The 19,852-nt window shown below is 34.6% G+C and carries 15 protein-coding genes; all 15 read left to right on the top strand.

Features of this window, described 5'->3' with window-relative positions; genetic code table 11:
- Positions 1–18 precede the first annotated feature (18 nt).
- A complete protein-coding gene (locus NNL09_RS02095) occupies positions 19–1,665 on the top strand; it encodes a serine hydrolase (RefSeq protein ID WP_196908962.1) in 1,647 nt (548 codons plus the stop codon).
- Positions 1,666–2,127: 462 nt separating this feature from the next.
- Positions 2,128–4,626, top strand: a complete 2,499-nt coding sequence (locus tag NNL09_RS02100; protein WP_196908963.1) for a zinc-dependent metalloprotease — start codon at positions 2,128–2,130, stop codon at positions 4,624–4,626.
- A 323-nt stretch (positions 4,627–4,949) separates the two neighbouring features.
- Entirely contained in the window at positions 4,950–5,636 is a 687-nt protein-coding gene (gene aqpZ / locus NNL09_RS02105) for an aquaporin Z (RefSeq protein ID WP_024771865.1), read from the top strand.
- Between the two features lie 322 nt (positions 5,637–5,958).
- Positions 5,959–7,293, top strand: coding sequence for a sulfatase-like hydrolase/transferase (locus NNL09_RS02110; protein WP_196908964.1), 1,335 nt, complete (start codon positions 5,959–5,961; stop codon positions 7,291–7,293).
- 671 nt (positions 7,294–7,964) lie between these two features.
- Complete coding sequence (locus NNL09_RS02115) at positions 7,965–8,642, top strand: VWA domain-containing protein (RefSeq protein ID WP_196908965.1); 678 nt, start codon at positions 7,965–7,967, stop codon at positions 8,640–8,642.
- 1 nt (position 8,643) lies between these two features.
- Positions 8,644–9,531 (top strand): protein phosphatase 2C domain-containing protein, encoded by an 888-nt coding sequence (locus tag NNL09_RS02120; RefSeq protein WP_196908966.1) that lies wholly within the window; start codon positions 8,644–8,646, stop codon positions 9,529–9,531.
- On the top strand, positions 9,509–11,080 hold the full coding sequence (locus NNL09_RS02125) for a protein kinase (RefSeq protein WP_196908967.1): 1,572 nt from the start codon (positions 9,509–9,511) through the stop codon (positions 11,078–11,080). Before NNL09_RS02120 ends, NNL09_RS02125 begins: the two co-directional genes overlap by 23 nt.
- Positions 11,040–12,581, top strand: a complete 1,542-nt coding sequence (locus tag NNL09_RS02130) for a DUF4407 domain-containing protein (protein WP_196908968.1) — start codon at positions 11,040–11,042, stop codon at positions 12,579–12,581. Before NNL09_RS02125 ends, NNL09_RS02130 begins: the two co-directional genes overlap by 41 nt.
- Positions 12,582–12,940: 359 nt before the next feature.
- The gene (locus NNL09_RS02135) at positions 12,941–13,393 is read left to right on the top strand and encodes a hypothetical protein (protein ID WP_196908969.1); all 453 of its coding nucleotides are present in this window, start codon (positions 12,941–12,943) and stop codon (positions 13,391–13,393) included.
- A gap of 107 nt (positions 13,394–13,500) precedes the next feature.
- Positions 13,501–14,928, top strand: coding sequence for an SDR family oxidoreductase (locus tag NNL09_RS02140; protein ID WP_025667090.1), 1,428 nt, complete (start codon positions 13,501–13,503; stop codon positions 14,926–14,928).
- A 378-nt stretch (positions 14,929–15,306) separates the two neighbouring features.
- Positions 15,307–16,302: a nucleoside hydrolase gene (locus tag NNL09_RS02145; protein ID WP_025667091.1), complete on the top strand. Its 996-nt coding sequence runs from the start codon at positions 15,307–15,309 to the stop codon at positions 16,300–16,302.
- 8 nt (positions 16,303–16,310) lie between these two features.
- Positions 16,311–17,867, top strand: a complete 1,557-nt coding sequence (locus NNL09_RS02150) for a hypothetical protein (RefSeq protein ID WP_196908970.1) — start codon at positions 16,311–16,313, stop codon at positions 17,865–17,867.
- Positions 17,868–18,220: 353 nt separating this feature from the next.
- A complete protein-coding gene (locus NNL09_RS02155) occupies positions 18,221–18,685 on the top strand; it encodes a hypothetical protein (protein WP_025667093.1) in 465 nt (154 codons plus the stop codon).
- A gap of 67 nt (positions 18,686–18,752) precedes the next feature.
- Positions 18,753–19,397 (top strand): DinB family protein, encoded by a 645-nt coding sequence (locus NNL09_RS02160; RefSeq protein WP_196908971.1) that lies wholly within the window; start codon positions 18,753–18,755, stop codon positions 19,395–19,397.
- A 6-nt stretch (positions 19,398–19,403) separates the two neighbouring features.
- Complete coding sequence (locus tag NNL09_RS02165) at positions 19,404–19,841, top strand: SRPBCC family protein (protein ID WP_196908972.1); 438 nt, start codon at positions 19,404–19,406, stop codon at positions 19,839–19,841.
- Positions 19,842–19,852: the final 11 nt, after the last annotated feature.

The raw sequence follows: 19,852 nt of genomic DNA on the forward strand, positions 1-19,852 counted from the left end.
CCAATTAAAACTTAAATTATGTTTAAAAATTTAACGTTATCACTCTTGTTATGTTTCTCATTTTTCACAAGCTGTGCTCAACAAAATATAGTAGATTTTATAGGAGAATGGGAAGGAAAAACAACGAACAAAGACGCCCTTAATCTAGACATAATCGTTAAAAAACTGAGTGAAGAAGATGCCGTTTTTACACTTTCAAATAACAAAGAAATTATAACGAAAAAATTCAAATTTGATAATAGAATCAATCTTGCATTAGGTGATAACCTTATTTTTAGTGGAATAGTTAATGACGGGCAATCAGAAATAAACGGTTTTATGAAATCAAAGAGATATTTGTACCCTGCTAAACTCTATAAAAAAGGAAACCACTTTGAAGGGAAATGGAATCTATCAGTAATTCATTATCTACAGCCTCAATCTTTGCGTTTAACGATAAAAGAAGGTGGTGGATCTGATGATGAATATCGAGCTTATCCAATCCTTGGAAGTCTCTGGTGCAATAATTTTAAGAAAAAGAATAATTCTATTTCATTTACAGATTCTAATACAGGCCTTGAATTTGAAGGGCTATTAAAACCCTCTGAAGTTGTATTAAATATTAGTCTAGAAGGGAATTTTATTACAAAAACATCATTTAAAAAAATCACAAAGCATAAAAAGACTGCTTCAATAGATAAGAATTCTCAAATAAATGACGGCTGGGAGTTATCAAAAAATGGATTAGTACTACAAAAAATGGAAGAAGGTATTCGTAACGATAGTCTAGTCGGAATAGAGGGAGTACTCATTGCAAAAAATGGTAAAATCACTTATGAAAAATATTTTGGAGGTTTCAATGTTAATATTCCGCATGGTATGCGTTCTGCCTCAAAGAGTATCTCATCTGCCATCATCGGTATAGCTATTGATGATAAAATTATAGAGAGTGTCGACAAAAAACTATATGATTTTATCCCTCAAGAATATCAGTATACAAAAGATGCCTTAAAATCCAAAATTACCATCAAAGACTTATTGACGATGAGTTCTGGATTAGATGTAAATAACAAAGCATATGAAGAGTACTACCAAGAATCAAATAATTGGTTAAAAACAGTACTTGAAGCACCTATGGTAAAAGATCCTGGAACTTATGCCGATTATGGGTCTGCAAACCCATTTTTACTTGGCGTTTATTTAAGTAATCGATTAGATGTACCCTTAGAATTTTATATGGCTGATAAGCTTTTCTCACCTCTGGGAATTACAAATTACATATTGAATACCGACGATACAAAAGCCATACCTTATTTTGGAGGTGGGTATCATTTAACCCCAAGGGATATGCTTAAGTTTGGGCAACTTTATCTAAATGAAGGTGTATGGAATAGCAAACGAATTATTTCAGAAAATTGGATAAGAGAGTCTTTCAAGAAACATACAAGATTGCAGGATAGAAGAGATAAAAATGAATATGGTTATCTATGGTGGCATGACACTTATATCATCAATGAAGAAGCAATTATATCTATTGAAGCACGAGGCGCAGGAGGGCAATTCATTTTTATAGTTCCAGCGCTGGAATCCGTAGTTGTGATAACAGCAGGAAATTATAGGAATAGGAAAGGTAATCAATCACGTGAGATATTTGAAAAGTATATTCTTCCTGCGTTGTTGAATTAAAAAACCAGTACATAATAAAGTATTAATTAATTGAGCATAGTATTTAAAATGCATTTCGACCTATGTACCGAAGTGTACACGCACTCGATCCCGAGAGAATATCTTTAACGTACCCTGAGCCCTTCGATAAACTCAGGACAGGCACGCCGAAGGGTATATGTTTATTAGCTCGGATGTGATATACCGTACTATAGATATCCTGTAATTCTAAACTTGATCCGGAATCCAGAATCCCGCATTTCAAAAAGTGGACCCCAGATCAAGTCTGGAGTGACAAGTTATACTGTACCCTGAGGTTCTCGAAGGGTACGATATAGGTTTTTAAAGATATAAACGACAACAAAATTCATAACAAATTCACAATTAACAGAGGTTACACCCTTTACCAATCTACCTTTAACCTTACTTTCACATATGCCGGTTGCTTATTTTATTACCTTCCGCCGATTAAAAATTCTTCACATGCTCAAAAATACATTTAGATTGCTTCTATGCTTAGTAGTAATCACCACTAGTGGTTGTTCTGTTCTTCAACCCAAAAAAGGAAAAACCCCTACGGCCGATGCCAAAAAACTTGGCAAAGACAAAGATAAGATTAAGCCTTATAGCGAAGTCATTACCGAAAAGGCCAAAACCGACAAAGGTTTATTTACCGTTCATAATATAGACAGTAAATACTATTATGAGATCCCGGATTCGTTGTTTAATCGGGAGATGCTTATGGTAACGCGTATTGCCAAAACCGCTACGGGGATTGGTTTTGGTGGCGGAAAACAAAATACCCAAGTATTGCGTTGGCAACGAAAAAACAAGCAGATATTACTTCGCGTCGTATCACATCAGATCTTTGCTTCAGATTCTTTACCGATTCATGAAGCTGTAGAGAATTCTAATTTCGAACCGGTGTTATATGCATTTCCGATTAAAGCATTTTATAAAGATTCTACTAATGCAGTAAAGAATGCAACAGTGATCGAGGTTACCGATCTGTTTAAAACAGACGTAAAACCTCTAGGATTTCCTGGTAGTAGACGAAAGCAGTATAAGATTTCAAAGTTAGATGCCGCCCGATCGTATATCGATACAATTAGAAGTTACCCATTAAATATTGAAACTCGTCATGTAAAAACCTATAGTGCTGCCGAGCCACCTTCTAACACCAGTACAGAATCTATCTCATTAGAAATGAGTAATTCTATGATCCTGCTTCCTAAAACACCTATGAGACGTCGATATTTTGACCAGCGTGTTGGATGGTTTGCCCGCGGACAAACCGATTATGGATTAGCAGCACAAGAAAGTAAAACCGTACGTTACCTGGATCGATGGAGGTTAGAGGTAAAAGATGAAGATCTTGCAAAATTTAAACGAGGCGAACTGGTAGTACCCAAAAAGCAAATCGTATACTATATCGACCGTGCGACCCCAAAAAAATGGAGAACCTATATTAAGCAAGGGATCGAAGACTGGCAGGTTGCCTTCGAAGAGGCTGGGTTTAAAGACGCTATTATCGCCAAAGACCCTCCCACAGTAGAAGAAGATCCCGATTGGAGCCCAGAGGATGTGCGCTACTCTGTAGTGCGCTACCTGGCCTCTCCTATCCCAAATGCCAATGGACCTCATGTGAGTGATCCCAGATCGGGAGAGATCCTGGAAAGTGATATCAACTGGTATCATAATGTAATGACCTTATTACGCAATTGGTTTTTTGTACAAACCGCAGCAATCAATCCAGAGGCACAAAATGTGGCCTTTAAGGATGAAGTGATGGGAAGATTAATTCGGTTTGTATCTGCTCATGAGGTAGGTCACACCTTGGGATTACCACATAATATGGGAAGCAGTGTTGCCTATCCTGTAGAGTCCCTAAGAGATCCTGTGTTTACTAAAAAATATGGTACAGCACCATCGATAATGGACTATGCAAGATTTAATTATGTTGCTCAACCGGGAGATGGCGATGTCGCCTTAATGCCTAATATTGGTATCTATGATAAGCATGCTATACGATGGGGATATCGACCAATACTTACCCCAACTGCCGAAGAAGAGAAGAAGACACTCGACAGCTGGATACTCAAACATCAAAATGATCCTATGTATCGATTCGGGAAACAACAGTTTGGAGTTATTGATCCAAGCTCGCAAACTGAAGATCTTGGTGATGATGCCGTACTGGCCAGTACCTACGGAATCAAAAACTTAAAAAGAATTGTACCCAACCTCATCACATGGACTGCCGAAGATGGTAAAAACTATGATGATCTGGGTACTATGTACAGACAGGTATTAGGGCAGTTTAATCGATATATGGGTCATGTATCTTCTAATATTGGTGGGGTATATGAATACTATAAAACCTATGATCAAAAAGGAGCGGTATATTCTCATGTGACCAAAGCGAATCAGAAGCGTGCCATGAAATTTTTACACGAACAATTGTTTACCACTCCGAATTGGTTACTCGACAAGACTATTTTTGATAAAATAGAATCTGCAGGAAATGTAGAGCGTATTCGTAATTTCCAGGTGAGAACCTTAAACAATCTATTGGATCACGGGCGTATGGCACGATTAATCGAGAATGAAGCCTTAAACAATAAAGAAGCTTATACCCTACTCGATATGATGACCGAACTGCGATCAGGTCTATGGAGCGAATTGCGAAGCGGTCGTATCATCGATGTATATCGCCGTAATCTACAGAGAGCGTATATCGATCGTTTGGAATTTTTAATGACCAAAGAGCAACCTAAGATCCCAGAGAATATAAGACGCTTTGTAGTACGAACTAATGTAAATGCCTCGCAAAGTGATATCAGAGCAGTAGTACGTGCAGAATTAAATACACTACGCAGAGCAGTTAGAAATGCCATCGGCAGAACATCAGATAGGATGACGCAATATCACCTGCAGGATATCGCAGAACGTATCACCGCCATTCTTGATCCTAAGAAATAAGATAATACCCCTGTACTATAACAACCCCTTGTTTGAATCATCAAGCAAGGGGTTCTTTTAATAAGTACTTGTCTGATCTAATGAATAGTTTGTGGTAATACTAATGGAAACTATAGTACTTCGGCCGGCCTGTCCTGAGTGTATCGAAGGGTACGGTATAAGCACCTCGGTCGAGTCATTGTAGTATCCTTATCCTGTTATTCTGCATTTAATCCGAAAATTAAAAGAAAAGATCATACGAGAATAGAACGCATAAAAGAAAGATAAGTACCTTAGTAATAATTCATACCCTCATTATTAACATCAACACTAGAATAAACAACATGAAAAAATTAATTTCAGAATTTATTGGAACCCTATGGTTAGTATTAGGTGGGTGTGGAAGTGCTGTATTAGCGGCAGCATACCCAGAGTTAGGCATTGGATTTGCGGGGGTTGCCCTTGCATTTGGTTTAACCGTTGTAACCATGGCCTATGCCATTGGACATATTTCGGGTTGTCATCTTAATCCTGCAGTATCTATTGGGTTATGGATAGGCGGTCGTTTTGACAAAAAAGAACTGCTCCCGTATATTGTTGCTCAGGTATTGGGCGGTATTGCCGGTGCCGGAATTTTATACCTTATTGCTACAGGAAAATCAGGATTCGAAATCGGTGGATTCGCTGCCAATGGATATGAAGAACATTCTCCGGGTGGCTATTCTATGCTTGCGGCTTTAGTAACCGAAATCGTAATGACATTTATGTTTTTGATTATCATTTTGGGTGCTACGCATTCTAAAGCTCCCAAAGGTTTTGCAGGTCTTGCCATAGGATTAGGACTAACCCTTATTCATCTTATAAGTATACCAGTAACCAATACTTCGGTAAATCCTGCCAGAAGTACAAGTCAGGCATTATTTGCAGGAGGTTGGGCAATAGAGCAACTATGGTTATTTTGGGTAGCCCCTATCATAGGAGCTATTTTAGCCGGACTGGTATACAAATTTATTTCTCCCGAAGAAGCATAATAAAACACACCATAAACCTATAATAAAACCCTTGTATGATGATTCGTGCAGGGGTTTATTATGATATGTGCGACTCGATCCAGAAGGAATGTCTTTCATGTACCCTTCGGCGTGCTTGTCCTGAGTTTATCGAAGGGCTCAGGGTACATGCTCTTTGGTTCAGATAATGTACTGTACTATAATTATCCTGTCATTATGGACTTGATCCAGAATCCAGAATCACATTTCTGAAAATGGATTCCAGCCGTTAATTTATTCTGAATCCATTAAACTTTCGACGCAATTGTAAGTCTAATAAGTTGTCAACCAAAATTTATACATAATGAAGAGTTTTATAGAAAAGATTAGTTTTTTTATCGTGATCTGTTTAATCCCATTATCAGGATGTGATAAGAATGAGGTTGACTCTCAAGATGTAGAAGGTATAGAAGAAATAATACAGCCCTCTTCAAACTCTCCTAATATTTTGTTGATAATAGCAGATGACATGGGAAAAGACGCCACGTTTGGATTTTCAGAAGGAAATATCAAACCCAATACACCTCATATAAACAACATAAAAAGTTCGGGAATAACCTTTAATAACTGTTGGGTATATCCTACCTGTTCGCCTACCAGAGCTTCTATCATTACAGGAAAATATGGGTATCGTACGGGTGTTACAGCGGTTAATGACAACCTTAGCAGCACAGAAACCATTTTGCATAACTACATCAAACAACAAACTAATGATACATATGCTACTGCACTTATTGGCAAGTGGCACTTGTCTGGTAATAGAACTTTGGGGGTTAATCCAGAAAATTTCGGAATGGACTATTATGCCGGATTGCTTGGTGGAGGCGTTCAAAGTTATAGCCAATGGGTGCTTACCGAAAATGGGCAACAAATAAACCAAACCGATTATATAACAGAAAAATTCACGGACTTATCGATAGACTGGATAGGTTCTCAAAAAAAGCCCTGGTTTTTATGGTTGGCTTATACTGCTCCTCATACTCCTTTCCATACACCTCCGTCTGAGATGCATTCTCAAGGAATCCTACCTAATTATACGCAAGGTATGAATGCATTACCATATTATTTGGCAGCGATAGAAACTATGGATCATCAAATAGGACGTCTTCTGGACGCTGTTCCTGAAGATGAAATAGAAAATACAGTAATCATTTTTATTGGTGATAATGGCACTCCAAACCAGGTCGCACAATCTCCTTTTTCGAATACTACAGCAAAAGGTTCCTTATATCAGGGCGGTATCAATACGCCTCTGTTTGTATCAGGAGCAACGATAAGTAGAATCGGAGAAAGTGATGATAACTTGATTACAGGAACCGATTTGTATGCTACAATTGCAGATATAGCAGGAGTCTCTATTACCGAGATAAACGATAGTAAAAGTTTTGCTCCTTTATTATCGGCAACATCTTCTCATCGTGATTTTCAATATGCCGAAGTCGATGATGGCATCACCAATGTATGGACTATAAGTGATGGTCAATATAAGTTGTTTGTTAATGCTAACGGAGATCAAGAAATGTATGATTTAACCTCTGATAGGTATGAAAACAATAACCTGCTAATCACAACTTTAAATACTAATCAAACAGAAATCAAAACAGTATTAGAAAATGAATTGACACAAATAAGAAATTAAGGTATCTCAAAAACCAATCATCCTTTCTTTTTTAAATATATCTTGATAGTCCTACTAAGCTTCTCGAAATGCATTTTTCCTATACTACTCTTCAAAAATTCCTCCACCTCAAGACAAGTTGTGATGCAGCATTTTCTTGTGAATTAGCTCTTCCATAACCATAGTATAACACGTTTTTGATTACACATATTCGTTAGTTAGAGTGGCTTGTTTAACGATAATGGAAACCAGTTACGTCGAAAACGGATTACTCTTACCTTCTCAAAAATTCATAACCCCAAAATTGACCTGGGATTCACATGTATTAAAACTTTTTTCCTAACATGCGGTTTTCCACATTTATATTAAAAAAGGTAGAGGTAGTTTTAGAGTATTAAAAACATGTAATTAATACCATAGTAATTGTCATTATATCATTATCAGTAAGTACAAATAACTCAAAATGAATCAAGAAATATTAAAGTTTTTAATCTCCAAAATTACTTTCCTCTTGACAGGAGTTGTTATTACCTATCTGACTCTTAAATCCTCAAAATTAAAAATTTCAATAATAAGTTAAAAAGCTAAATCTATATTTAATGTTTTACCTAATAGTAATAAGTAAGCAATCATAACAGATCGTATGATTCGTAACTAGAATAGAAACAATTAAAACTAAATAAAATATAATCATGGAAGAGACAGGGTTAATAATTGACAAACCAGAAGTACCACAGACATTTCATCAACTTGGGATTTTAGTATTGGATGGCAGTGGTTCAATGGCAGGAACAGGAAGACAAGGGTTAACAAAAGCTCAAGAAGTAGAACTAGGAATGAAAGAAATGTTTTCTAGGTTTGATGCAAGTAGAGTGAAAAATAATTTCTCTTTTGCCTGTATTAAGTTCGACACTTCTGCTTCAACTTCATTACATCCCACACTTTTTAAGGATTTAGACTATTTTAATGAAGATTTTAATCCTATGGATACGAAAGGTGGAGGAACACATATTTTTGATGGATTAACTGAAGCTAAAAAAATTGCAGATGATTTTTTAAATAATGCGCCAATAGATGGAGTAAAGCATAGTGTTGTTATACTATTAATGTCAGACGGGATGTGTTTTGAACCAGATATAACTAAAACTATAGCAACAGATATTAAACAAAGCGACAATATTGACATTGCTTGTGCATATTTGGCTGAAGTTGGAAACAATGATAACGAAGCTAATGAGACTAAAAATTTAATGCAGGAAGTCGCAACAAATCCAGTCTCTTATTATGCTACGGTCTATGATGGAGAAACTCTAAGAAAGTTTTTTGAACGCTCAATTAGTCAATCATCTGGAATTGGAAAAATTGGTTAATATGGATGGTAACGGTTCATTATTATCGATTAATACCATTACAGAAAAAAAAGTCAATGAAGATTATATTTCTTGTTTTCAGAATGAAACATTAAATATGAAAGGAATTGTACTTGGTGATGGTATTGGTTCTCATTACAAACCTGAATTAGGTGCAAAATTTTGTGTTAATACATTAACCAGGTTATTAGAAGAGTGTAAATCTCTACAAGGCTTAGATTTTAATCTTTTCTTCAACAATGTTTCTAATAGTCTAAAAAAAGAATTTAACCTAGAAACTAATGAGTTACACGAAATAGATGCAAATAAAGCATATGGAACAACTCTTATCTGTATCATCGAATTTGAACATAAATTCGTTATTGCTTATATCGGAAATGGTTCAGTTTGGCATTTAAGAGGAAACTACCCAACACTTATTAATCAGCAAAGATACCTTCCTTGGAATGCTTTGAATGTGCTAAATCCACATACAGTTGATGAAGGAGGGAAAGAGGCCTTATATAAGTTTTTTGCTTTAGAATCTACTTCTGAACAAATAGAACCAAGTGTAGTAACTATTATTAAGGATAATTCTCTATTCGGAGATGTTCTAATTGCATCAACAGATGGTTTATATAGTAATGATCATATCCCTGTGGCTAAAGATGGGGAAGGTGGCTTGTGGATTGGAGGAGAAAAGAAAATAGAGCTCCTCTTTAATAGCTTAAAAGAATTTGCAGAAAGTGAGAATCTTAGCAATGAGCATTTGAATAATACACTCAATTCTTATACTGATTTAATTAAAGAGAAGAAATTGTTAGATGATGATACAACTTATGGTATACTATATTCTAAAAAAGCGGTAGAGTATCAAAAATTAAAGAATGAAAAAAATCAAAGTACATAGTTTTCTTTCTACAAATATTCATAACGAATTTTCGCAAGTAACTACAATTGAAATTGACAACAATCCAATTGCTGAAGGAGCTTTTGGTGCTGTTTATTTATGTATCTCGATCAATAACAGATCTATTTTACTTCCTCAAGTAATAAAAATTTTTAAAGAAGATAAAAACAATAAACAAGATCATAATTTTGAAACAATTCAAAAATTTCAAAACAAACTATCATCTGAAAATGCAACACTCAAAAATCTAATTACAGATGAATATCCTTCTTTAAAAGGGATTCCCCAGTTTAGTTTTATAGGTAACCTAAATGGTAAAAAAGTAAGAGGTTTTTCATCAACTAACTTAAAAAAGATAGGTTTTAACGAATTTATTGATACTCTAGAAAACCCAAACCTTCTTTCCTCTTATCAAAAATTAAGTATTGATAAGAAAATGCTAATAGCCTATCATCTAGCATCTGGTTTCAAAGTTTTGCAAAAAATGTTTTTCATACATGCAGATTTAAAACCAGAAGCTTTATTTATTAATACTTCTACAAATGAATGTGCAATAATTGATTTTGATAGCGGTGCAATCACAGAAAATCTTAATGACGAACCTAACGTTTGGGGATCTCCAAATGATTGGATAGCACCCGAAATATGGGAACAACTAAAGCAAACAAGTTCAACTGGATTACAAAAAGTAAAAGTGAATCTACTTTCTGATTTATGGTCGGTAACTATAGGTATTCACTATATATTGACAACAACACATCCATTATTTTATTTAACAGAACTGAGTCCAAGAGTTACCAATCAATACTTTTCTAACTATAAATGGCCCGATATTAATGATGTAGAGAACTATTTTAATAATAATAATAAATCTATTTACCAGCCAGTAAAAAAGTGGCTTCAAAATACATTACAACATTCAATCTATAATCAATTAGAGAAAACTATAAACTATGGTTATAACAACCCTATTCATCGAACAACCTATAATGAATGGGAAAATGTTTTAAAATCAGTACAAACTCCTCCAGTAATAGACATATTCGAAAGTGACCGAAAAACCCTTATAAAAGGAATTCCTATACATATTAAATGGGAAGTTAGAAATGCTTACCAGGTTTTGCTAAATAATGGAATTGGCCCCGTACCTCTAAATGGGAAAAAACAATTGAATCTTAGTGACAATACCGTTTTAAAGTTAACCGCTGTTGGATATTTTGGTTCGATAAGTGAAGAGTTAACAATTTCGGTATTCCCTACCCCTGTTATTAAATCACTTACTGTACCAAGTCCTCATTTCAAACAGAATATTGTTTTGCAAATCAATACTCCCAAATTTAATATGATAAATCAAAGTTCTATTAATATCAATAACTCTATACATATTGATGAGTTATTGCATACACCAATTCAATATACACAGGATATTGTTTTTCCAATTAAAGAAATTAAGAGAATAAAAAAAGAACTTGATCAACAAACTTTAAAATATAAACTAGTATCTATATATGAAAAAATCAAAGCTAGATTCGCACAACTTAACAGATAGTACATTTAAATTAAACCTAATCAAAAAGTTTTTGGTTTTTAGTTCAGGTGCCAATTTTAGTATTCTAAAGTACTGTCCAGAGGAAACAAATAAATTTATTAGCATTGGAGTAACAATTCTTCTTACAGCATTACTGGCTTCGATGAGTGGTGGATATGCCTTCAATTTTGTTTTTGACAATATATTTGTTTCGACTGTTTTCGGAATATTTTGGGGCATTGTTATTTATAACTTAGATCGGTATATCGTTATGAGTTTAAGGAAGAGTAATTCTGAAAAAATATCAGCAATCATTAAAGAAACTGACAGTGTTACGAGAAAATCCATGATCTATAGTAAAATCAGTAGTTCTCTAAATATATTTCTAATGGCACTACCAAGAATCATAATTGCTCTAATCATTGCATTAACGGTTTCAAAACCCATCGAACTCAGACTATTCAATAAAACTGTAGAAAAAGAACTTGGAAGCATCGAAACAAATGATATATCAGAATTTGAAACAAAATTTAAAAATGAAATTACAGATCTTAATCAAAAAATTAATCAATTAAATAATAATGAAACCAAAGAAAAACAAGATGTCTATAAAAACAATCCTATTTATCAAAATAAGTTAGACACCAATAATAATATAGACACTGAAATTAAAACTATTGACAGTACTGTTGAGCGTAATAAAGGCATCATAAAAAAAAATAAATATTTGGCTACAGGGTATCGAAATATAACCAAATATAATACCGACGGCACACCATATACCAAAAGAGAATCTTACAAATATTGGGCAAAGAATAATACTGCTAAGATCAAAGTAGCAGAAAATAAATTTTTAAATAAAAGGAAAAAAGAGCTTTATTCTGAAAAGAAAACGATCAAGGAAGAATTGCAAAAGATCGAAGGTAATTTTAAAAGCAATATAGACAAAATAACTACTACTTATGATGCCAATAGAAAACCAATATTAGAACAAATAAGTAATAAGAATAGCAGTTATGCTAGCGACTTAGCCGAATGGAAATTAAAAGTTCGTGCTAGTACCGATTTACTTTCAAGACTTGAAGCATTGAGTAATATCACCGGAGAAAAAACACCAGCAGGAAAGAAAAATTCTGCTTATTGGTCAAGTTTATTAATTACATTGCTTTTTATCTCATTAGAAACTGCCCCTGTTATAGTGAAATTACTTACCAAAAGAGGCCCATATGATGAAATATTAGATCGAATAGAGTATGAATATTTTATCAATCAACAAGAAGCAATTTCTATAATGAACTCAAAAGTTAATACCACGCTTGAAAAAATAAAAGAAGTATCAAAATTAGAAGGGGAAATGCTTTTACAAGTAGAACAGCAAAAACTAGATGCTGAGTTAAAAAGTAACGAATCTCTTCTCGATGATATCGCTAAAAAACAAGCATATTTAGCAAAATTAAACATTGATAAGTGGTATAATGAAGAGCTTAAAAAACTTAACCTAAACAATAAAACAATCGTATAAAACCATAAGTCATATACCATTAGAGGTAACGAATTATTCAAAAATCATAAAAGAACATCTTTACTATGATTACTGACAACTCTAACTAAGCTCTACCTCTAGTTAATTGAGGTGTTTTTTATTGTGCTTGTTAATTCAGCAATTTACCTACTACAATTTGTTATCCTGTTGAAGACAGGGACTGGAATTCACCGTCTAGATAAAAACAAATCCCCTCATCATGAGGTTTCCCGTAACTTTTTTACAAAAGGTAGTTGTACTTTTATAAAAGAGATACTAAGATATTGTTACACTAATAGCTTTATCTAATCGCATTTAAAACATCCTTATTTAGCTAATCACAACTAATAAATTGTAAAATGGGCTACGAAAAAAAAACAAAAACTATAGAACAGTTTGATGGGCATGATACCGAAATTAATATCAAAGGAATACTTATTTTAGTCCTTAACATATTCATTATTGTTAGCATCATAACCCTCATAGGAGAATTAGCAACATTAGTCTCTCCATTGCATCTTTCTCCGCTAAAAGTGATCACAAGTTTAATACTTCTTTTTTCGATTTTTTCGATACTTATTACGGTATACACCATCACCCCACATTTAAATTCTTCTAAAAAATCTTTTTCGTTTTTTAACGGCATCGCGAATAACCATAAAAAAGAGGATGTAAAACAAGATATCAAAAGTCAAATCAATGATTTAGAAAAAGGCTTAAAAAGAAAGCATCTGATCGTTAAAATGGCGTTACTTATTAATGTTATTCAATTACTTTTTTTAACCTACATCACGTATATCACTGTATTGTAAATACAACATTCTGGATAGTATAAGAAAAGAAGTATTGATTTATAAATAAGTACGTAATACACACAAGTATAAAAAGTATATTTACCAATAGAAGTTCTATTAAATACATGAAAATACTCCTAACAGGTGCTACAGGCTACATCGGTAAACGAATTCTCCCTTTATTAGTAAATAAAGGATATCATGTGGTATGTTGCGTTAGGGATACCTCTAGATTTCATCCTCCCCAGTCGTTAAGCGCAAGTATTTCTGTACTAGAAATTGATTTGTTAGATGCTCCTTCGCTCTCAAAAATCCCTGATGATATTGATGTAGCCTATTATCTGGTGCACTCGATGTCGACATCTGACAATTACAAATCATTAGAACAAAAATCTGCTGTCAATTTTAGAAATGCGCTATCTAATACAACTGTCAAACAAGTGATATACTTAAGTGGTATCGTTAATGAATCTAACCTATCTAAACATCTGTTATCAAGAAAAACCGTTGAAGAAGAACTAGGAAAAGGCAATTACAACCTAACGTGTTTCAGAGCCGGAATCATTGTTGGCTCTGGCAGTGCATCCTTTGAGATTATGCGTGATTTGGTAGAAAAGCTTCCTATTATGATTACACCAAAATGGCTTCTTACCAAATGTCAACCCATAGGGATTGCAGATGTACAACGTTTTTTAATCGAATGTATCCTTAAAGAGAAAACCTACAACAGGGATTTTGATATTGGCTGTGATGATATTCTATCGTATAAAGAAATGCTTCTTGGTTTTGCTAAAGTTCGAAATTTAAAAAGAAGAATCTGGACTGTTCCTGTAATGACCCCGAGACTTTCTTCGTATTGGTTATATTTTGTAACCTCTACTTCATACAAACTGGCTAGATCCCTGGTCGATAGCATGAAAGTCGAAGTTGTATGTAGAGATCATGAAATCAATACCCTACTAAACATACACCCCATATCCTACAAAGAAGCTCTATTAAGAGCATTTGATAATATTAAGAATAATGAGATTGCTTCTAGCTGGAAAGATTCTTATGCTAGTAGCGAGATAACCAGTAACATATCAGAGTTTATAGCAGTTCCAGAATTTGGATGTTTTAAAGACAAACGTATTCGACAAATTAAAAACTACGAATCATCACTAGAGAAAATCTGGAGTATTGGAGGCGAGAATGGATGGTATTACGGGAATTGGCTTTGGAGAATTCGTGGTTTTTTAGACAAATTATTTGGAGGGGTCGGACTAAGAAGAGGCCGCACCAATCAATCTACTATATCTGTAGGAGACTCATTAGACTTCTGGCGAGTGCTTTATGCGAATAAACAAGAAGGAAGATTGTTACTTTTTGCAGAAATGAAACTCCCGGGAGAAGCATGGCTCGAATTTAAAATAGTAGATAACGATGTGATCCAAACTGCAACATTTAGACCTTTAGGCTTGGCAGGTAGATTATACTGGTATGCAGTATACCCGTTTCATGGTTTCATTTTTACAGGATTAATTAACAAAATAAGTACCCATAACAACACCTAACTAACTGCAATAATAACACTTCTAAAACCCTCACACCTAAAATCCAACATCTCATACCTCACACCCAACGCCTACTTTCTATATACAAAAAATTTCCTCCTGCTATCATGTGGTTTCCCGTAACCCATTTAAAAAAGGTAGTGGTAACTTTAAAAGACTAAAAAAAGTGCTGCCATACATAAGTATCGCAATACGAAGAAACGTGCAAATACATATACAATAAGTATAAAGGATATATATTCATTATATAACTATAGCAATCCCCCCACAGATCCTATTCTGAGCCCTTCGATAAACTAAAAATAGACGTATCGAAGGCTCAGAACGAATTAAGAATAATTATACAAATTTCGATTTAACAACAGTAAATGAAGAAACATGACACAAACTAAAAACACAATTATTATTCACGACGGAGCTACAGATGAATTAATGTCAATTCTTTTTGCCGCATCAATGCCTAATATTAGTATCAAAGGAATCATGGTACTTAATGCCGACTGCCAGGGCTATCCAACCGCAAAAGTTAGCAGTAAACTTCTCGACCTCATCAACATTAAGGATGTACATGTAGCTGTATCGGGTGCAAGAGGGTGGAATCCATTTCCCTGGACATATCGCCAATACTCTCTAATGGTAGATCTTTTCCCTGTGGTGAATCAATACAAAGAGAATGTAGTCGTCCCAGAACCTCAAATGGACTTTCCTCTGGAGACTATGGTTGATACAGTATATCGCGAAAATAATAACTCACCTGTAACCTTGCTTTGCCTTTCTCCGGTCACCGATATCGCCAATGCACTAAAGAACGATCCAAATTTTGCAGGTAAAGTTTCAGAAATAGTTTGGATGGGAGGAGTTTATATTACAAAAGAAACACCCTTTGGAAATATTGATACCGGAATAGCTCCAGGAGCAAACCCTAATGCAGAATGGAATGTGTACTGGGATCCACAAGCAACTCAAGAAGTACTAAATTCGGGTATTAACATCAAAATGTTTCCTCTTAATGTTACCAATAGCGTTACACTATCCGGAGAAATTATCCGAAAGTATTTTTTACCAGAAAGCAACACCTTCCCTGCTCTATCACTTGCTGCACAAATGTATGCATTAGTAGCTTTTCAATATGGGTTTAGCTTTTGGGATACCGCAGCAACATCTTTTCTTGGCAAGCCCGATCTGTTCACCTTTAAAAATGCTTTTGTTGAAGTAGATACCTCCCCCGACCCCGTAAAGCAAGGAACGATGAAAGTTGAGTTTATTTCGGATATAGAACCGCTTGAATCTACTATCGAGATCGCATCAAGCATTAACGTAAATATGTTTTATGACTATTACGTAGCACAGCTTAAAACCTTAATTTTTAAATAACTATCACTATGTCTATTACACAAGAAAACAAGTCTGCCAGCATCACTTCATATGCTTACCAACAAGCCTATGACCTTAAACCAGGAACCAGCCAGGTTACTATCACACTTATTTCTAAGGGAGCTTCATTTAGTAACACCGAAAGCACCAAAACATTCAATACAGGTACAATCGGTAATAAGAATCCTAATGAAAATTTTACCGTCTATTCGAACGGAGAATTTGTGTATGCTTTAATCGAAACTCAATATAAACCGGTAACCAGAACAGGACATAAGCCGATTGATCCACCATCTTATTGCCACATCTATTTTAAGCCTGGTGGTACAAACTGGTTGTGGTCGACAGATGCTCAAACGGCTGATAACGACAGTATTTTCCCTGGCGGACAGGGTGAACGTACTGGCTCGACCATTACAATTCAATCTCCAACCGATCAGAATCCTTCTAGCCTGCCCAGTACATTACCAAATTTAAATAGCGAACTTGTATTTTTACTCGATAAGAATGTAAATGGAAATATGTTGTTTCGTGGGAATGAACCATTGAAACCAGGGTTAAAGTGCCAGGATATTGATTTTCATACCTTGCATAATTGCCTTAAAACAAAGTATCAACTACAAACGGGCTTAGATAATTTTCCAGAAATGGGAAAATATATTCTTCGTGATATTGCATTCTTAGGTCATAATATAAATGGTGAATTACCAATACTACTTGCCGAAGTAGGCACCTTTGGTGCATTAGAATTAAGCCAGGTAGATCAAAAATGGTACCCGGCATCCCCAAAAAACTTCTCAAGTGGTATGAAAGCACAAGTATCAAATTGGAATGTCGAACCCGCAGAGACTTCTACAGCATTAGATGTAGAAATGATAAAAAACCTGAGCACCTGGATGAACACCGATTCGCCGTATAAAGATGCGAACCATAATCCCATCCCTGTGATTTATTATATTCACTGCTCTAGTGGGCATGACCGTACCGGTATGATTTCTTCGGGGTATTTAATGCATCATTACGGTTTAGGACTAACCGATGCATTTATTTTGGGTACTACTATTCATAAATTAAACGCTTCTTATGGAGGAAACTTAGTAACCAATTGTAAAGACTTTGTAAGTAAAGAAATAGATTCAAATCGATCACGTTGTTTTGTTGCCGGTACCCAGGCGAATCCTACATACAATAACGGGATTCTTAATATTTACAATACATTACACAGCACCGCAGTAACAGAGCTACCATCAAAAGCAGTCTCTGGTGATCCGGCAATTAACAATACAGGACAAGCTTATGTATTTTCGCACTATCCCTGGGATTTTATAGCTCAAGGCTATGCAACCATGGTAGCAGGAGTGGTAGTAGAAATTGGTGTATTGGTAGGAGGTTGTGGATATACCGAGCCACCAGTAGTTACCATCGAAGCTCCATCAAATGGCGGAATGACAGCTACAGCTACTGCCGAAATCACTAATGGGATTGTAACAGACGTGACAATAACTAACCAGGGAAGTGGGTATGATTTTTCGCCACAGGTTTCTTTTTCTTCTCCAACAAAGTGAGTATATAGATGTCATACCCCTTTTTAATAGATATCACTAATTCGTTAACTGATTTTCAAAAGGAATGAGATGTGAAGTTTAACCATACCAAATAAAACTAAATTAATTCTGGTAATGGTTCTTTTAAAAACTCACATCTCACTCCTAATATCTTACTTCTCCTTCCTACAAAAAACTTTCTTGCCCAATTATTCTTTTCCTGCTAAAATTGAAGCCCGTATTCTACATCTTTTTTATTCCTCTTATAAAAAATTCCTACTAAGACAACATACCATAATAGTCATAAAGTTTATCTAAAAAACCTGTCACACCCAACAGGTTTTGTTGTATAACAACTATATAAAAGAATAAAAATGAATAAAAAACAAACAAGAAAACTTATCAAAGTTACTCTAGGTATTGCTCTAGGATATACAGTTATGAGTTTTTTTATTAACGAAGCAAACCTATTGGCTAATCAACAACAAAAAATTATGAACGAAGTCATTAAGAAATCAAATATAGATCCATTTTTAAAAGCTCCAACCAACTATTCTTTTTCCTGTACACCCACAAGTAAAGGAAAAGTACTGTATGCCAAACTTTTACAAGATGGAACTTTAATTATCCATTATGAATCCTTTTGGGAAGGAGATGGGGATCATTCTGGTGTGTTAACTGGTAAATACAATGCCAGCAAAAACCGTTTTGATGGTTTTTATAAAACGAACGATAATCGATTTTATGGAGAGCAAAATTTAATATTTGAAAAAAATGGAGAAGCTCAAGGCACCTGGGATAATGGCTATGGCACAACTCATATTCGATTAAAAAAATAATAGTTAACCGTCACACATGGCAATTCTAATTGTACAAACAGTATATATTAATTAAAAATAAATAAAAATGAAGAATGTAATAGTAAAACTAAGGTTTTCAACTGCTCTAATATTACTTATAGGTTTGAGTATTATGATGTACTCTTTTACTACCGCAAAAGAAAAAGGTAATTCTAACACTAAAGAAAATTGCTATTTCACTGAAGTAAGTGAAAAAAAATCATCAGAGAGAAAGGAAAATTTTCTTGCTACATGGCAAGTTTCCAAAACCTATACTTTGCAAGTAATTGATGCTATGCCTTCTAGCAAATTTAATTACAAACCTGTAAAGGTAGACAGTGTAAGAACATTTGCACAACAGTTTAAACATCTAGGTGGTATTCTTCAAGGCATGAACAGTATTTTTTTAAATGATCAGCCACCAGTAGCTCCTCCATCCGATTTTGAAAAAACAGGATTAACTAAATCAGAGATAAAAGAGTTTGTGAGCGCATCTTTTGACGCCGTAACAAAAACTGTAAAAGGGATGTCTGATAATGACTTGAAAGAAAAGAGAACCATGATATTTATGCCAAACAAACCTGATTATTCTAAATATGCGTATTTGGATTTTATGAGAGAACATACAGCACATCATCGTGCCCAAACATTAGTATATCTACGTCTAAATCGTATTACACCTCCTGCTCAACAGTATTTTCCAATAAAATAAATAAAAATGAATTGTACAATAGAAATTAAGCATAAATATAATACGTCCAGCAACAATATTTGGGACATTCTAAAAACTGGAAATAATGTGGACAAATGGTTTCCATTTATTGCTAGCTGTGACTTAACGGGAGAAGGTGTTGGTGCTAAAAGAATCTGCAAAACTCAAGAAGGACATACCATAGCAGAATCTATCATTACCATCGACGAAGATGATAAAATCTTTACATACATCATAGACCATCACAACTTAGACACACCCACAAAAAATATATGGGGAAGAATGCAGGTTTTAAACGAAAACGATGAAACTTATGTGCATTGGAAACTAAATTTTGATCTTACACAAAAATTGGATGACCAACTCTATATAGAATTAGAAGATGGAATGAAAGATCTGTTACAATCTGGATTAATACAACTAGAAATGGTTGCTACATCATAAAATAACAGGTA

Source organism: Aquimarina sp. EL_43 (assembly GCF_943422735.1).
Lineage (GTDB): Bacteria > Bacteroidota > Bacteroidia > Flavobacteriales > Flavobacteriaceae > Aquimarina > Aquimarina megaterium.